General features: G+C 30.3%; 13 protein-coding genes. 7 read left to right on the forward strand and 6 right to left on the reverse strand.

Annotated elements, in window-relative coordinates; translation table 11 throughout:
• The first annotated feature begins 31 nt into the window (after positions 1–31).
• The 3 genes from DG508_RS05700 to DG508_RS05710 are packed head-to-tail and all read left to right on the forward strand — an operon-like array spanning position 32 to position 4,688.
• The gene (locus tag DG508_RS05700; RefSeq protein ID WP_108867209.1) at positions 32–625 is read left to right on the forward strand and encodes an RNA polymerase sigma factor; all 594 of its coding nucleotides are present in this window, start codon (positions 32–34) and stop codon (positions 623–625) included.
• A gap of 11 nt (positions 626–636) precedes the next feature.
• Positions 637–1,371 (forward strand): tetratricopeptide repeat protein, encoded by a 735-nt coding sequence (locus DG508_RS05705; protein ID WP_108867210.1) that lies wholly within the window; start codon positions 637–639, stop codon positions 1,369–1,371.
• Positions 1,372–1,409: 38 nt separating this feature from the next.
• Positions 1,410–4,688: a CHAT domain-containing protein gene (locus tag DG508_RS05710; protein ID WP_159090703.1), complete on the forward strand. Its 3,279-nt coding sequence runs from the start codon at positions 1,410–1,412 to the stop codon at positions 4,686–4,688.
• A 216-nt stretch (positions 4,689–4,904) separates the two neighbouring features.
• On the opposite strand, the gene DG508_RS05715 is transcribed toward DG508_RS05710, so the two are convergent.
• The 3 genes from DG508_RS05715 to uvrA all read right to left on the reverse strand — a co-directional run bounded on the left by DG508_RS05715 (position 4,905) and on the right by uvrA (position 9,246).
• Complete coding sequence (locus tag DG508_RS05715) at positions 4,905–5,591, reverse strand: hypothetical protein (RefSeq protein WP_108867212.1); 687 nt, start codon at positions 5,589–5,591, stop codon at positions 4,905–4,907.
• A 117-nt stretch (positions 5,592–5,708) separates the two neighbouring features.
• A complete protein-coding gene (locus DG508_RS05720) occupies positions 5,709–6,353 on the reverse strand; it encodes a peroxiredoxin-like family protein (RefSeq protein ID WP_108867213.1) in 645 nt (214 codons plus the stop codon).
• 112 nt (positions 6,354–6,465) lie between these two features.
• The gene (uvrA, locus tag DG508_RS05725; RefSeq protein ID WP_108867214.1) at positions 6,466–9,246 is read right to left on the reverse strand and encodes an excinuclease ABC subunit UvrA; all 2,781 of its coding nucleotides are present in this window, start codon (positions 9,244–9,246) and stop codon (positions 6,466–6,468) included.
• A gap of 241 nt (positions 9,247–9,487) precedes the next feature.
• On the opposite strand from uvrA, the gene DG508_RS05730 reads away from it, so the two are divergent.
• On the forward strand, positions 9,488–10,072 hold the full coding sequence (locus DG508_RS05730; protein ID WP_103866855.1) for an RNA polymerase sigma factor: 585 nt from the start codon (positions 9,488–9,490) through the stop codon (positions 10,070–10,072).
• A 252-nt stretch (positions 10,073–10,324) separates the two neighbouring features.
• On the opposite strand, the gene DG508_RS05735 is transcribed toward DG508_RS05730, so the two are convergent.
• Complete coding sequence (locus DG508_RS05735; RefSeq protein WP_108867215.1) at positions 10,325–10,993, reverse strand: endonuclease III domain-containing protein; 669 nt, start codon at positions 10,991–10,993, stop codon at positions 10,325–10,327.
• 157 nt (positions 10,994–11,150) lie between these two features.
• On the opposite strand from DG508_RS05735, the gene bcp reads away from it, so the two are divergent.
• Positions 11,151–11,600 (forward strand): thioredoxin-dependent thiol peroxidase, encoded by a 450-nt coding sequence (bcp, locus tag DG508_RS05740; RefSeq protein ID WP_108867216.1) that lies wholly within the window; start codon positions 11,151–11,153, stop codon positions 11,598–11,600.
• A 75-nt stretch (positions 11,601–11,675) separates the two neighbouring features.
• On the opposite strand, the gene DG508_RS05745 is transcribed toward bcp, so the two are convergent.
• Both DG508_RS05745 and DG508_RS05750 read right to left on the reverse strand, forming a co-directional pair.
• Entirely contained in the window at positions 11,676–12,992 is a 1,317-nt protein-coding gene (locus DG508_RS05745) for a thioredoxin family protein (protein ID WP_108867217.1), read from the reverse strand.
• A gap of 137 nt (positions 12,993–13,129) precedes the next feature.
• A complete protein-coding gene (locus tag DG508_RS05750; protein WP_108867218.1) occupies positions 13,130–14,581 on the reverse strand; it encodes a nicotinate-nucleotide adenylyltransferase in 1,452 nt (483 codons plus the stop codon).
• A 170-nt stretch (positions 14,582–14,751) separates the two neighbouring features.
• Here DG508_RS05750 and DG508_RS05755 point away from each other — a divergent pair, with 170 nt between their 5' ends.
• Positions 14,752–15,513 (forward strand): MBL fold metallo-hydrolase, encoded by a 762-nt coding sequence (locus DG508_RS05755; RefSeq protein ID WP_108867219.1) that lies wholly within the window; start codon positions 14,752–14,754, stop codon positions 15,511–15,513.
• Positions 15,514–15,517: 4 nt separating this feature from the next.
• A complete protein-coding gene (locus DG508_RS05760; protein ID WP_108867220.1) occupies positions 15,518–16,015 on the forward strand; it encodes a hypothetical protein in 498 nt (165 codons plus the stop codon).
• Positions 16,016–16,141 lie beyond the last annotated feature (126 nt).

The raw sequence follows: 16,141 nt of genomic DNA on the forward strand, positions 1-16,141 counted from the left end.
AAAAAACATTCTCTTTTTTTACTTTTGGGTAGTGAATGATATTGAAATAAAAAATAAGATTAAGTCTGCACAAAAAGGAGATGAACGACCATTTAACATTTTCTTTGAGTATGCTTTTCAAAAGTTAAGGGGAAAACTACTTTCACTCACAAAATCTGAGGAAGATACAAGAGAAGTATTTATTACTTCTATGCAAAAATTTTGGGAACGTTTTGTTATTAATCAGGAAGAATTGCCTCATAATAGTATAGGGTATATTTATATTATGTGTAAAAATGCTTGGTTGATGAAAAAAAGAAATATTAAAGGTCTGGTTACAGTAAGTGATCAACCTTATGAATATCATGATGATACTGAAGCCCCTGTTTCTTATGAAGATCAAACTGAAATAGAGAATGATAGAGTGTTAAAGCATAAAGCCTTGGCCATTGCTTTAGAAAAACTATCTCCAAAATGCAAAACCCTTTTAGAGAATGATATGGATCATCAGGTACAATTGAAAGATTTACAACAAGAATTAGGATATACAAATTATCAAGCGCTGGTGCAGGCAAAATATAATTGTAAAAAAAGATTGATTCAAAAAGTATATGAAGCTTTAGAAAAATTGAAGAAACATAACTAAACTTTTTACAGATGGCAAATGAAGAAAAAGATATAGAACTTATTGCACGCTATTTTGATTTAGCTCTGTCAGGGTCAGAATTATCTGTATTTGAAAAAAGAATGAGTGAAGATTCTCAATTTTTGAATAAAGTTGAATTATATGGAGAAAGCAATGCTTTTATAAATAAAAAATATCAAACAGAAGAAGAAATTTCTCGCGCAAAAAAATGGGATGATTTGATGTATTCAGATCAGAAAACAAAAGGCAAAGTGATACCCTGGAGATGGATTGGTGGTATTGCAGCGGTTTTTGCAGTATTATTTTTTGGGTGGCAATACACAATATCAGAACCAGATTATGAATATGCTTCTAAAGAGGCTTGGAATAAAAAGATAGGATTAGACTATACTCAAATGAGAGGGGAGTCTGATGATTCGTTAAAAACAAATATTCATAAAGCGTATTATAAGTATACAAAACAAGAGTATCAAGAAGCAATTGATATACTGGATCATTTTGATTCATCGGTATTGTATTATGAAGATGCTTTATTATTGCAAGGATTATCATATTATAAATCCAGAGATACTATAAAGGCTTTAAAAAAACTCAAAACCCTTTCTGATTACCCTACTCAAAAAAAGGCAAAAGTTGCACGATGGTATATGGGGCTTATTTATTTGGATAAGAAAAACATTAAAAAAGCAAAACAATTTTTGAAATTACCAACCAATAAAGATTCAGTGATAAGACTCAAAGAATAATTATATATTGTACAATGTATTTAGAATCTATTTGCAATATGATAAAAAAAATATTTTTTTGGGGTATAGGGCTTTTATTTATAAGTACTCCTAGTTTCGGACAGATTGAAAACGATACCATAAAGGCATCTTATTTTTTTAAAAAGGCAGACTCTCTTATACAAGATAGGAACCACGAAGCCTCAATCAAATTTTTTAATAAAGCCTTACCATTATATAAAAAAGCCAATGTTTGGGAAAAAGTAGCGGCATGCTATAATAAACTATCGGAAAATCAATGGCGTATTCGTGACTTAGAAAACACATTACTAAATTCAAAAAAAGCTTTAGAAGTAAGTAATAAATACCTTGTGAAAAATAATCAACAAGAAGCCTATTCTTATGATAATATTGGTAATTATTATGAAAATATACCTGATTATAAAAATGCACTAGTTTATTATCAGAAAGCATTAGAAGTTCAAAAAAAAATATTTCCAGAAAAAAACCCTGATATAGCAAGGTCATATCATAATATGGCTATAATTTATTATTACACCTTAGATTATAAAAATGCATTGCAAAATTATAGAAAAGCCTTAGCAATAAATATTGATATTCTAGGAAAAGATCACCCAAAAGTAGGAAATACCTATAATAATATGGGGATCATATATAATGATCAAGGTAAATTTAATTTGGCTATAGAATATTATAAAAAGGCTATACAAATAAAAATAAAAAACTCTGAAAACCAACATGTTGATATAGGTTCTTTTTACCTTAATATTGGTATTGTATACAGTAATTTAAAAGATGAACGCGCCTTAGATTATTATAAAAAAGCCTTAAAGATTTATAGCAAAGAAAATTACTTGAAAGGATTAAGCGCTATATATCAGAATTTTGGAGTTTTTTATAGTGATGTAAAAGGTGAATATGACAAGGCACTAGAGTATTATAAAAAAGGTTTAGATGTAGCTATTAGATACTATGATGGAGATAATTATGAAGTTATAGGTGATATTTACCATAACATAGCCACTATGTTTTCTATCAAAAAAGACTATAAAAAAACACTTTATTATTTTAATAATGCATTACAAAATTATAAAACTACATTAGGAGAAAACCATGAAAATATAGCAATGGTATATGAGAGTATGGGAAACATGTATGTCATTAAAAAAGAAGAAGACAAGGCATTGTTGTATTATGAAAAATGTTTAAAAATACGTAATATTATTTTTGATATGGATCACCCAAGCATTGTAGCAATATACAATAATATCGGAGAGTTATATCAAAATAAAAAAAACTACAAAAAAGCTTTAGAGTATTATCAAAAAGGGTTAGAACTAACACAAAATAGATACGGAAAAGAACATCTCTTAACGGGAGCTTGTTATACCCATATTGCAACTATATATCAAGAGCAACAAGAATATCAAAAAGCAATATCTTATTTTGATAAAGCTCTTATTGCTAATACTAAAAATAAAAACAGTAATACTATTGACCTTGTTTTTGACAGTAGTGAATATTATGATTCAAAATTATTATTAGAAACCCTTAGCGGAAAAGCAAAAACATTACAATTACAGTTCAAGCAAAATAATAATATCAAAGATATACAACACAGTATTGTTCTCTATGAGTATGTTGATCAGGTTATTAACTCTATTAGGCAATCATATCAAAATTATAAGGATAAAGTTGCTATAGGTAATAAAGCCAAAGAAGTATATACAGATGCTATAAATACTTTATTATTAGAATATGAGAATAAGCAAGAACAAATATCATTAGATAAAGTGTTTTACTACATTGAGAAAAGTAAAAGTAATGTGTTAAAAGAATTACTTAACGATTCTTATGCCAAAAATGTAATAGACATAGAATTGCCTATAGAGCATGTTTCATTAGAAAAAGAAGTAAAAACAAATCAAGCTTTTTATAGATCTCAGATTATAGAGGAGAAATCTAATTCATTAAGTGATACCTTAAAAATTAGAGAGTATGAAAATAAATTATTTAGCTTGAATAGGAGGCAGGATTCATTGACCAAAATAATAGAAGAAAATTATCCAAATTATTATCAACTTAGACGTAAAAATGAAATAATATCTATTACAGAAATTCAAGAGCAAATCGATAGAAACACAACGGTATTAGAATATTTTTCAACAGATAGTGTTACATATGCATTTAGTATTTCTAAATACGATGTTTCGGTAAAAAAACTGAATACCCCTTATTTAAAAAATAATATAAAAGAATTTCAAGAATCAATAACAACGCAGTATATAAAGAGTTATAAAAAAATAGCTAATATTTTATATACCCAACTTATTTTACCAATAAAAAATGACTTGGTTGGTAACAGACTCATAATTATCCCTGATGGACCCTTATGGCATCTTAATTTTGAATTATTGCATACTAAAGAAATAGAAAGCGATAAAGCGCTGGATTTTCCTTATGTGCTAAGAGAGTATGCTATATCTTATGCTAATTCTACCAATGTATTATTTAATTCTTTTAAAAGAAATGATGCAATAACTTCTACTATTAAAAAAGAATGCCTTGCCTTTTCTTTTTCTGATACATTGGATGTGTCTACAGGTAAAATGATGAGCCTGTCAGCATTAAGAGATGCAGGAGATGATCTTCCTGGTACAAGAAAAGAAATTAAAGCTATCTCAGAGATTATTGATGGTCAATATTATTATGGAATCGATGCAATAGAAACTAACTTTAAAGAAAACGCTGGGCAATATAGCATACTTCATTTAGCTTTACATGGTGAAGTAGATCATAATAAACCCGAAAATTCAAAATTATATTTTACAAAAAGTAACGATACTCTCGAAGATAATTTGTTGTATAGTCATGAACTTTTTGCGTTAGATATTCCTGCTGATCTTACGGTGTTAAGTGCTTGTAATACAGGAACAGGACAGGTTGCTAATGGAGAAGGGATTATGAGCCTAGGTACAGCTTTTCAGTATGCTGGCACAAAAAGTTTACTATTGAGTAGTTGGGAGGTGTCAGACAGAGTAGCGCCAGAATTGATGAAGTATTTCTATTCTAATTTAGAAAAAGGAATGAGTAAAGATCAAGCACTACAACAAGCAAAATTAAAATATATCAATACTGCAGATATATTTTATACCAATCCTTTTTATTGGGGTAGTTTTTATTTATTAGGTAATTCTGATCCTATTGTAATAGATACTCCTTTTGTTATGAATCGCTTGTATTGGATACTTTTGATAAGTGTTATTTTATGTCTTTTGTTGGTAGTATTTTATTATATAAAAAAGAATAGGGTGTAAAGTAATTTAAAAACTACTTAGCAGAATATACATAATAGTAAGGGTTTTCTATAAAAACTAATCAAGAGGTAGTCACTTTCTATTTTTGTTATTTATATACTAAAATATAAAATTCCAAAAATGTATGAGTATATAAAGGTTACAAAGCAAAACCCTGCTACCGATATAATCTGGTAACAGGGTTTCAAACAACTAACCAACTAACTAATTTATATTTTAATCATCATCATCGTCGTCATCGTCATCGTCGTCATGATATCTTTTTTTTCTTTTTCTATTTTTATAATAATGATCGTCATCATCGTCATCATCGTCATCATCGTCATCATCGTCATCATCATGATCATAATGCTTTGGTTTCCAATTTTGATTATAGTATGATTCATGAGAGATCGAACATCCACTTGTTCCACAATATCCACAACCTCGGTAATAAATATCACCTTCTACAAATTTGATCCTACCGTATTTTTTATAGTATACACGTAGTCCTCCAATTTGATATACCAATCCACGTCTGTTATATCGTATATAGATACGACCTATTTTTCGTACTCTATTATATCTATCATAACTAATATAATTTGGACCAATTTTTTTTACTCTTCTGTAATAATCGTATTGTACATAATTACGATGTGATCTCGCGTTGTGATATGGCCCTGGAGTATTGTAAATCACATTATCGTTCCAATGTGGGGGTCTTCTTCTTAGAATTCTGTAGTCTATTCCTCCATCTGTGTAGACGAAAAATTTTACGCCACCTTGTACAAAGGTAATGGTTTGTGCATGATGATAGCGTTTTGTAACCCTATTCTCCTGATTCAGGTCCTTGTGATCGGTTGCTTGTGCAGTAGTTCCTACAAGTAACAGAGCCGAAATAAAAAATATTACTTTTCTCATAACCTTAATTGTTTTTGGGTTGATGCCTACTCATTAGCTTTTCGGCTTCCGCTATTTGATAGTTTTCTTTTCAAATGGCGTGCCAAAAATTGTAAGGTTATGAGAAGTAATTGGTAATTATCTGTTTTTTAATATGTTAATTAATTCTTCTGGATCGGCTCTTTGTTTATAATCTTCTTTTATATGATCATAGAGTATAGTTCCATCCTGATTAATAATATAAGTTGCAGAAATAGGAAGTTGTTGTTCTGTATTCCCATTACTTTTTTCTAGGTCAATATTAAAACCTTTATAAATTTCTACTAAATCTTGTGGTAAAGTAAAGGTCAAGTTAAACTTTTCTGCAATTTTGTTATTCACATCAGAGAGTACTTCAAAACTCAGGTTGTTTTTTTCTGAAGTAGTTAATGAATTATCAGGAGTTTCTGGACTTATTGCAACCAAGGTAGCTCCATTTTCTTCAAAATCAGGTAATGCTTGTTGCAATGCTTTTAATTCTAAGTTGCAATACGGGCACCATCCACCTCGATAAAAAGACAGTATTACCTTTTTATCTAGTAATAGTTCCTGAATAGAAATATTTTTATTGGCTGCATTTGGGAGTGTGATTTCTGGTATCGCATTACCAGTTTTTAGTGCTTGCGAAACTATATCAGCATCTTTCAATACCTGAATCCCGTTTTTCATTATTTGTTGAACGTTTTCAGGATGTTTTTTTGCTGAATTTTGTGCTAAGCTTTTTAAGTCGTTTGTAAGTGACATTAATTTGTGGTTTTGAGTTTATATTAAAACTTTAGCCGAAAATAAAGTCATCACATTACAGTGAGAACTATTATAATAATGTTAATTGTATTATAATAGTTCTTTAAATATTTTACAGTTTTTCTTTTAGGTATTGTGCAGTATAAGATGTATCTGTTTTTATAATTTCTTCAGGAGTACCTTCTGCAATAATATTACCCCCATTTTTACCACCATTTAATCCGAGATCAATAATGTGATCAGCACATTTTACCAAATCAAGATTGTGTTCTATTACCAAAATAGAGTGTCCTTTGGCAATCAATTCATTAAAAGAAGTGAGTAATTTTTTGATATCATGAAAGTGAAGTCCAGTGGTAGGTTCATCAAAAATAAATAATGCTTTGTCTTTTGTATTACCTTTTACAAGAAACGAAGCTAGCTTAATTCGTTGGGCTTCTCCACCAGATAGGGTAGAAGAGCTCTGTCCTAATTGCACATATCCCAATCCGACATCTTGTAGAGGTTGTAATTTTCTTTGAATTTTGGTTTGGTTATGAGCAGAAAAGAAATCAATTGCAGTGTCAATAGTCATAGAAAGAATATCATGAATATTTTTATCATGAAAAGTTACTTCTAGAACATCTTTTTTAAAACGCTTTCCATTACAAGTTTCACACTCAAGATGCACATCGGCCATGAATTGCATTTCTATAGTAACTTCGCCTTCACCCTTACAAGTTTCACAACGCCCACCATCTACATTAAACGAAAAGTGTTTTGCCTTATAATTGCGAATACTTGATAATTTTTGTGAAGCAAATAGATTACGGATATCATCATATGCTTTGATATAGGTAACAGGGTTGGATCGAGAAGATCTTCCGATAGGATTCTGATCTACAAACTCTACATGTTTGATATTGCTATAATTTCCTTTTAGTTCTGTAAACTGTCCTGCCTTTTCTCCATAGCCTCCTAGTTCTTTTAAGATAGCAGGGTAGACTATTTTTTTGACTAGTGTACTTTTTCCACTACCAGATACTCCAGTAATAGCTGTAAAGACGCCAAGAGGTACTTTTACAGTAATATTTTTAAGATTATTCTCACGAGCTCCGATGATTTCTAAATAATATTTTGAAGACCTTCGGGTTTGAGGAATTTCAATTTGTAGAGTTTCATTAAGATATTTTGCAGTAAGAGAATCAGCTTTTAGAATTTCACTAAAATTTCCTGTAGCAACAACATGACCTCCATGTGTTCCCGCTTCTGGACCAATATCTATAATCTCATCAGCAGCTTTCATAATATCTTCATCATGCTCAACGACAATTACCGTATTGCCCAGATCACGTAATGACTGTAATACTTTTATTAGTTTTTCTGTATCTTTTGGATGTAGCCCTATACTAGGTTCATCAAGAATGTACATAGAACCTACAAGACTACTTCCTAATGATGTTGCCAAGTTAATACGTTGAGATTCTCCTCCTGATAATGTATTTGATTTACGGTTAAGTGTTAAATATTCTAGCCCCACATTCTGTAGGAACTCTAATCGACTATTAATTTCTTTGAGTAAGCGTTTGGCAATTTTTGAATCATACGTATTAAGAGTAATGTTCTTAAAGAAATCAGCAAGCTCATTAAGCGGTTTTTCTACAAGATCAGTTAAGGTAGCTTCATTAATTTTTACATAACTAGCTTCTTTACGTAGCCGTTTTCCTTTGCAAGTATTACATTTTGTTTTACCACGATATCGAGATAGCATTACTCGATTTTGAATTTTATAAGCTTTAGACTCTAATTCTTCAAAAAAACTAGTAATTCCTTCAAAATATTCATTTCCTGTCCAAAGTAATTCTTTGTGTTCATCTGATAATTCAAAATATGGCTTATGAATAGGGAAATCAAATTTATATGCACTGTTTACTAATTGATCTTTGTACCAGCCCATACTATCACCTTTCCATGGGAATACGGCTCCTTCATAAATGCTTAATGCAGTATTAGGAATTACCAACTCCTGATCAATACCAATAACATCACCATATCCTTCACAATCTGGGCATGCCCCATATGGATTGTTAAAACTAAATAAATGGACATTAGGTTCAAGAAAAGATATTCCGTCTAATTCAAATTTATTACTGAATTGTTTTTGCTTGCCGTCTGTCAATGATTCTATATAACAGCTTCCCTTTCCTTCAAAAAAAGCAGAGTCAACAGCATCAGCAAGTCGATTGTAGAAATCTTCATTATCTCTTTTCACAATACGATCTACTACCAAATGATATGTATCCTTATCAATTATAGATACTTCTTCAATTCTGGTTACTTTATTATTGTGTTTTATACGAGCATATCCCTGTTGTTGTAAAACTTTTAACTTCCCTTCAAGAGTACGTCCTTCTTCTACATGAATAGGAGAGAGTAATAATAGTTTTTCGCCATCTTCAAAAGATTTTACATACTTAATAACATCTGTAACAGTATCTTTCTTTACTAATTCACCAGAAACAGGAGAATATGTTTTACCAATTCTTGCATAGAGTAACTTGAGATAATCATAAATTTCTGTCGTTGTACCGACTGTGGATCTTGGATTAGTAGAATTTACTTTTTGTTCTATTGCAATAGCAGGAGCGATCCCTTTGATATAATCTACTTTTGGTTTATTAAGGCGTCCCAAAAATTGCCTTGCATAAGATGAGAGGCTCTCTACATATCTGCGTTGCCCTTCTGCATATAAAGTATCAAAAGCTAAGCTAGATTTACCAGAACCAGATAAACCAGTAATAACTACTAGTTTATTTCTAGGTATGACTGCGTCTAAATCTTTAAGATTGTGAAGCTTAGCACCTTTTATAATTATGTTGTCTTTTGGATCTAAGGTTGTAATGTCTTGAATCATAGTAAATATGCGGTAAGAGGGCAAAGATAAGGATTACTAAATAAGTACAATAACTGAAGTAGATTGAAAGTTGAGTTAAAAAAATTAACAGGAAATTGTTTAATATTCGAGGATAGTTATTATATTAGCAATCTCAAAACATTCAAAAAACTAATCAAAACTGCCTATTGAATACCTTTACTTTTTAAGTTTAACGTAGCCCGAGCCCCAAGTATATGCTTGTGCTAAATTGAGTCAAGGTATGAAAGATTACACCCTATCAGACGCAGTGCTGGTTAATAATTATATTAAAGGCGACGAATGTGCGCTTTCAATTCTTATCGAACGTCATAAGCAACGTATTTATAGTTTTATTTATTCTAAAGTGTTTGATAGAGATGTCTCTGAAGATATTTTTCAAGATACTTTTATAAAGGTAATACGTACATTAAAAAATGGGAAATACAACGAAGAAGGAAAATTTCTTCCTTGGGTAATGCGTATTGCTCATAATTTGGTAATTGATCATTTTAGAAAAGGAAATAGAATGCCAAAATTTGAGGATAATGGCGAATTCAGTATTTTTTCTGTAATTAGTGATGGAGATTTGAATGCAGAAAAAAGATTGATAAAGGATCAAGTAGAAGAAGATTTACGTAATCTAATCCAAGAATTACCAGATGATCAAAAAGAAGTATTGGTCATGCGTATGTATAGAGATATGAGTTTTAAAGAAATATCTGATAAAACTGGAGTTAGTATTAACACAGCTTTAGGTAGAATGAGATATGCTTTGATTAATTTAAGAAAAGTGATAGAAAAAAATAATATAGTTTTAACAAACTAATTAATCTATTTGTGCAATAAAGTAGTTTTGGTGCCGTTATAGTCTTATATAATAACTTTATAATTTAAGACATTTAATATGGCAAAATTTTACTTTACGTCTTCTAAAAGAGAAGAAAAACATTTATTACCAAGTAGAAATACAATTAACTTTTTACTAAACTATTCAAAATCATTACAGGTTATTGAATGTAGTAACAGTTTAAAATTCGAAACGATTTTAAATTAAACTAAAAACATAAAAACAAAAAGCCTATTTTTTAATAGGCTTTTTGTTTTTATTATATTCACTTAGCACTGTCTTTCTACCAATAGTAGAGGTGATTATATCTTTATCTAGATCCCAACCTCTTGCAGGAGAATATTCTCGACCATACCAGATTATTTGTAGATGAAGATCATTCCATAATTCTTTAGGAAATAACCTTTTGGCATCCTTTTCGGTTTGCGTTACATTCTTACCATTACTAAATCCCCATCTATACATCAATCTATGAATATGTGTATCTATAGGAAAAGCAGGTACACCAAATGCTTGTGACATAACAACACCCGCAGTTTTATGACCAACAGCTGGTAATTCTTCAAGAGCTTCAAAACTTTGAGGAACTTCTCCGTTATGCTTATCAATAAGAATATGAGACAATTCATATATTCCTTTTGATTTCATAGGGCTTAATCCCACAGGTTTTATGATTTCTCTAATCTCTTCTACAGACAATCGTATCATAGCATGTGGATTATCTGCTTTTTCAAATAATAAAGGAGTAATCTTGTTTACCCGAACATCTGTACTTTGAGCGCTCATTAATACAGCAATAAGTAATGTGTATGGATCTTTATGATCCAAAGGAATAGGAATTTTGGGGTATAGTTCTTGAAGTGTTTTTATCGTAAAATCTACCTTTTCCTGTTTAGTCATGTCTCAAAGTTATTTTAGGCTAAAGTATAAAATAATCAACCCTCTATAAATATAGATAGGTATTAATTTCTTGCTAAAATTAAAAATAGATAAGTATTTTTGTTACAAATTCAGCAAAAGAAATAGTAAAAAGTTTTATTCGTATAAATTATATAAAATGACAACATTAAAAATAGGGGATAAGGCTCCTGATTTTACAGCATTGGACCAAGAAGGAAATACTATAACCTTAGCAGATTATAAGGGTAAAAAATTAGTTGTTTTTTTCTATCCCAAAGCCAGTACTCCAGGGTGTACGGCAGAAGCATGTAATTTGAGAGATAATTATCAAACGTTTCAAAATCAAGGATATGAGGTTATAGGAGTAAGTGCAGATAGTGCAAAAAGACAACTTAATTTTAAGAATAAAAATGAGTTACCTTATTCTTTGTTGGCAGATGAAGACAAAAAAGTAATTGAAGCTTTTGGGGTATGGGGGCCTAAAAAATTTATGGGACGTGAATATGATGGTATCCACCGTACTACCTTTGTGATAGATGAAAAAGGAATAATTACAGAGGTAATAGGTAAAGTAAAAACCAAAGATCATACGGCTCAGATTTTGTAATAAATCTATCTTTGTAAAAGTTTATTATACCCTTTTTATTTATAATAAAAAGGGTATATGTTTTTATCTATCTCTTTAGCTTGATAATTTTTTAATGAGTTCATCAACAGAATTTAAGTAGTATGAGTTTATTTTTTCTTTATGTTTAGTACAAATTGCCTGAGATTTTTTTGCCAACTTTAGAGCTGTAGATTTATCATTTGCTTGTGAATATGTTTTAGCTGCCATAAAATAAGCATGTAATTTTTTTAGAGGATCATCAGATTTATTACCTAAATCTACAACTATAACTGCTTGTTTGATTGCTTGGTTATAGTTTTTGCTAGTTAGATTAAGTTTCATGTTCATGATATGAGCGTCCATGTTTTGTGGGCGTATGAGAATCGTTTTATTTGACCAGGTGATAAACTCTTTTAGGGTATCACTTTTTAAATCTATTGGCGAATAGTTTGCAATACCAATATGATCCATGATTAGATCAAAATCATCAGAAGCATATTGTTCTAAAAAAGGAATTATTCTGTCTATCGCTTCTTTATACTTTTGGCAGTTTTTAAGGTAATTAATCTCAATTTGTGCTATTAACTTATCTTTATAAGGATAGTTTGTTGTTCTTAAAAAAGGAATTACAGTAGTATCAACATATTTTTCTGCAAATCCAGCACCTACATGGTGACTTTGTGTGAGTATATATCTTTTTGATATTTTATTGATTAATTTTTTTTCTGGTATTATTTTAGAAAAAGAATCAAAATTATTGATTAATATTTCAAACGGAATTGATTTGATATTAAAAGCATATTTATGAATTAGTTCATAAGTATGCTTTGTGAATACCTCTTTTTGAGGTAAAGAATTGAGGTATATTCCTAGTTTATTATCGGTTTCTCCTCCAAGTTTTATTAATTGAGACAAGTATTTTTTAATAAAATCTTTGTCTCTATTCCCTTTATTAAATTCATCATCCAGTACTGTGAATCTTTTTTTTGGATTTTGAGCAGTTTTTGCTAATTCAATCATTGCATCTTTATCTGCATATGCAGAAGTTATGTGTAATAACTTTCCTGTTGCATCCAAAAATAAAAAGGTAGGATAAGAAATTACTCCGTATTTTTTTGCTAATGCTATTCCTTCACCTTTTTCTGCATCAATTTTTACGCTTACAAATCTTGGATTGTAATAATCCCCAAGCTCTTTTATAGGAAAAACTTCTTTAGACATTTTTTTACAAGGAGCGCACCAGTCTGTGTAGACATCAACAAAGATTAATTTTTTTTCTGTCTTGGCTTTTGCTTTAATCTCATCCCAATTACTGTGTTCAAAATCTATTCCTTGTGAGAAAATGTGATTGCTGGAAAGTACCAGCAATGACAACAAAATTATTCTTTTCATTTCGTTTTTGTTTTAGAATTCAAAATAAATACGAAACTGTTGTTCTTTTACCCTATTTATACAAGGTTAAAATTTTCATAAAAAAATAGAGAGGTTATAATTTTATAACCTCTCTATTTTTACTATTTATATGAAATTTATTTTTCTATAGCTTTTTCAGCTTTATAGCCAAAGAAATTATTGGCTTTAATCATTTCAGGGATAAGCTCTGGTAATTGATTTTCCCAACCAGGAGTATCATCCTGAATATTTTGTAAAATTTCTCTTGAGAAAATATTCATAAGAGAAGCATCATAATCTGCAATATCTTGTAGTTTACCGTTGTATTTAAAGAATTTATACAATTCTTTCATTCTTGGGTGTACTTTTAGAGTATCACTAGTTGTAATTTCTCCAGTTTTATGATTTTTTAATGGATATAGGTATACTTTTAGATCTTTAAAGAATAATTTACCAAAGGCTTCTAGAATCCCTCCACTAAGGTGTCTATAGTATTTTTCATCAAAAATATCTACCAAGTTATTCACTCCCATAGCGAGAGCCATACGTTCTTTGGTATAGTTTGAGAAGTACTCAACAACCCTATAATATTCTTTGAAGTTAGAAATCATTACAGTTTGCCCTTGAGAGCATAGTAATCTAGCTCTAGCCATAAAATCTTCCTCATCAATTTCACCTTCTGCCCTTAGGTTGGATAAAGTGATCTCAAATATAACTACGGTTTTATCTTTGTTTACTTTATTTTCACTCAAAAACATATTAAGTGACTTCTCGTAGATATCCATATTTACTTTGGTCACAGGTCTAAAACTACCACGAAGCGCTAATATGTTTTTCTTGTATAAAATGGCAGCAGGTAATATATTATTACCATCAGGGCCGAACATAACGGCCTCTGTCATTCCATTTTTAACTAGCTGTAAACTCATTAAGCGATTATCTACTTTACTAAATCTAGGACCAGAAAAGTTGATTGTATCAATTTCTATTTGATCTTTATCTAGGTGATCATACAGATAGCGTAGTAACTTTTTTGGATTATCATATTTGTAATATGCACCATAAATTAGGTTAACCCCTAATATTCCCAAAGTCATTTGCTGTAGTTTGGCATCATTCTCATGAAAACGTATATGCAATGAGATTTCGTTGTATTCTTCGTTTGGTACGGTTTGATATCTTATACCTACCCAACCGTGACCTTTGTATTTTTTTGCAAAATCAATGGTTGCTACAGTATTGGCGTAACTAAAGAATAATTTATTAGGATGTTTTTCTCTAGTAATTCTTTCTTCAATAAGTCCAACTTCATGCCTAAGCATTTTTTTTAATCTCGCTTCAGTAACATAACGTTTATCGTTTTCGATACCATATATAGCATCACTAAAATCTTTGTCATATGCACTCATTGCTTTCGCAATAGTACCAGAAGCTCCACCTGCTCTAAAAAAGTTTCGAACAGTTTCCTGACCAGCACCAATTTCTGCAAAAGTACCATAGATGTTTTGGTTCAGGTTAATACGTAAAGCTTTGCTTTTTATTGAAGGGACAGACTCAAATTCTTTATCTCCCATTATCTTAATAGGCATAGTAAAAAGGGCTTTTTTTGTTTACTGTAAAGGTACTAATCCAAAAAGTATTAAAAAAGCATGTATGTAAATTTATATCTACACTTTATGTCCTATATTACGAATTAAGAAAAATATGTAATTTTTTGAGCAAAAAAATATAAGTACATTTGCTCTGGTTTATAGAAATTATGGAAATAACTTTTCTCGGTACCGGTACATCTCAGGGAATTCCAGTAATAGGAAGCGATCACCCTGTGTGTTTGAGTGATGATCCTCGTGATAAACGATTACGGGTTTCTGTACTTATATCTTGGGGTCAATACTGTTATGTTATCGATTGTGGACCTGATTTTAGGCAACAGATGCTATCAAATAATGTATCAAGAATTGATGGTATTGTCTTTACACATGAGCATGCTGATCATACCATGGGAATGGATGACATTCGTCCTTTTTTTTTCAGACAAGGAGATATTCCTGTATATGCTCACAAAAGAGTATTAGAATCATTGAGTGCTAGGTTTGAATATATTTTTTCTTCAGAAAATAAGTATCCAGGAGCTCCCAGTGTTATAGAACATGAAATTAGTAATACTCCTTTTTTACTGGGTGATTTGGATATTATTCCTATTAATACGTTTCATAACCGTTTACAAGTTTTTGGATTTCGATTCAAAGATTTTGTGTATATGACAGATGTAAAAACGGTAGAGGAAAAAGAAAAAAAGAAATTAAGAGGTGTCAAGGTGTTAGTCGTAAATGCATTGCGGATAGAGCCACATCATTCACATTTTAATCTTGAAGAAGCATTAAAATTTATAGAAGAAATAAAACCAGAGAAAGCATACTTAACTCATATAAGTCATTTAATGGGGTTTCATGCTGAAGTTGAAAAAAAATTACCAAAAAACGTATACATAGCTTACGATAATTTAAAAATAACAATTTAGAAACATGAGGAATAAAATTTTTTTATATCTATTCATTTTTGCATTACTATTTATCCTTTTTCAATTTATGAATGCAAAAAAAGCGAAAGAATCCTACGATAAAAAAATAGATAACCTAGAAACTCGTATCACAGAAAAAGAAACAGCTATAGATTCTTTGATAAGTACGACTATGGATCTTACGTATTTTTCATTAGAGAGTAATGAGGATGCAGCGAGTTATTTTGAAGAAATGGGATATGATGCCAATAAATTAACTTTGACAATAAGTGATCAAATTATTAGTCAGAATAAGGCAGGAAAAGATAATCCAATTATTCCATTTGTAGGAATGGAAGGCAATATGAGCATCAATAAAGTGAGGTTGTTAAACCATAAATGGATTATTGCTGATTTTACGGATGGAGTATATTGGGGAGAACTTTTTATTACTTACGAAGTAAAAGAAGGGGGAGTAATTGACTTTGAAGTCGAAAAATCATTCTTATACCCAAGGAATTAATTATAGATAACTTTAGGGAGTCTGTTTATATATATGATACCTATTAATAAACAAACCTGCCGAAATTTTAGATCATTGTTATAGGGTTTCGACAGGTTGTTGCTTGACAGATATCACACATTAACT

It is taken from the genome of Aquimarina aquimarini, assembly GCF_900299535.1.
GTDB classification, from domain to species: domain Bacteria; phylum Bacteroidota; class Bacteroidia; order Flavobacteriales; family Flavobacteriaceae; genus Aquimarina; species Aquimarina aquimarini.

Excerpts from the sequence above, each read along its gene's own strand:
- DG508_RS05750 (WP_108867218.1), bottom strand. The coding sequence starts at position 14,581 with ATGCCTATTAAGATAATGGGAGATAAAGAATTTGAGTCTGTCCCTTCA.
- DG508_RS05720 (WP_108867213.1), bottom strand. The coding sequence starts at position 6,353 with ATGTCACTTACAAACGACTTAAAAAGCTTAGCACAAAATTCAGCAAAA.
- DG508_RS05710 (WP_159090703.1), top strand. The coding sequence starts at position 1,410 with ATGATAAAAAAAATATTTTTTTGGGGTATAGGGCTTTTATTTATAAGT.
- DG508_RS05715 (WP_108867212.1), bottom strand. The coding sequence starts at position 5,591 with ATGAGAAAAGTAATATTTTTTATTTCGGCTCTGTTACTTGTAGGAACT.
- bcp (WP_108867216.1), top strand. The coding sequence starts at position 11,151 with ATGACAACATTAAAAATAGGGGATAAGGCTCCTGATTTTACAGCATTG.
- DG508_RS05730 (WP_103866855.1), top strand. The coding sequence starts at position 9,488 with ATGAAAGATTACACCCTATCAGACGCAGTGCTGGTTAATAATTATATT.
- DG508_RS05755 (WP_108867219.1), top strand. The coding sequence starts at position 14,752 with ATGGAAATAACTTTTCTCGGTACCGGTACATCTCAGGGAATTCCAGTA.
- DG508_RS05760 (WP_108867220.1), top strand. The coding sequence starts at position 15,518 with ATGAGGAATAAAATTTTTTTATATCTATTCATTTTTGCATTACTATTT.
- uvrA (WP_108867214.1), bottom strand. The coding sequence starts at position 9,246 with ATGATTCAAGACATTACAACCTTAGATCCAAAAGACAACATAATTATA.
- DG508_RS05735 (WP_108867215.1), bottom strand. The coding sequence starts at position 10,993 with ATGACTAAACAGGAAAAGGTAGATTTTACGATAAAAACACTTCAAGAA.
- DG508_RS05745 (WP_108867217.1), bottom strand. The coding sequence starts at position 12,992 with ATGAAAAGAATAATTTTGTTGTCATTGCTGGTACTTTCCAGCAATCAC.
- DG508_RS05705 (WP_108867210.1), top strand. The coding sequence starts at position 637 with ATGGCAAATGAAGAAAAAGATATAGAACTTATTGCACGCTATTTTGAT.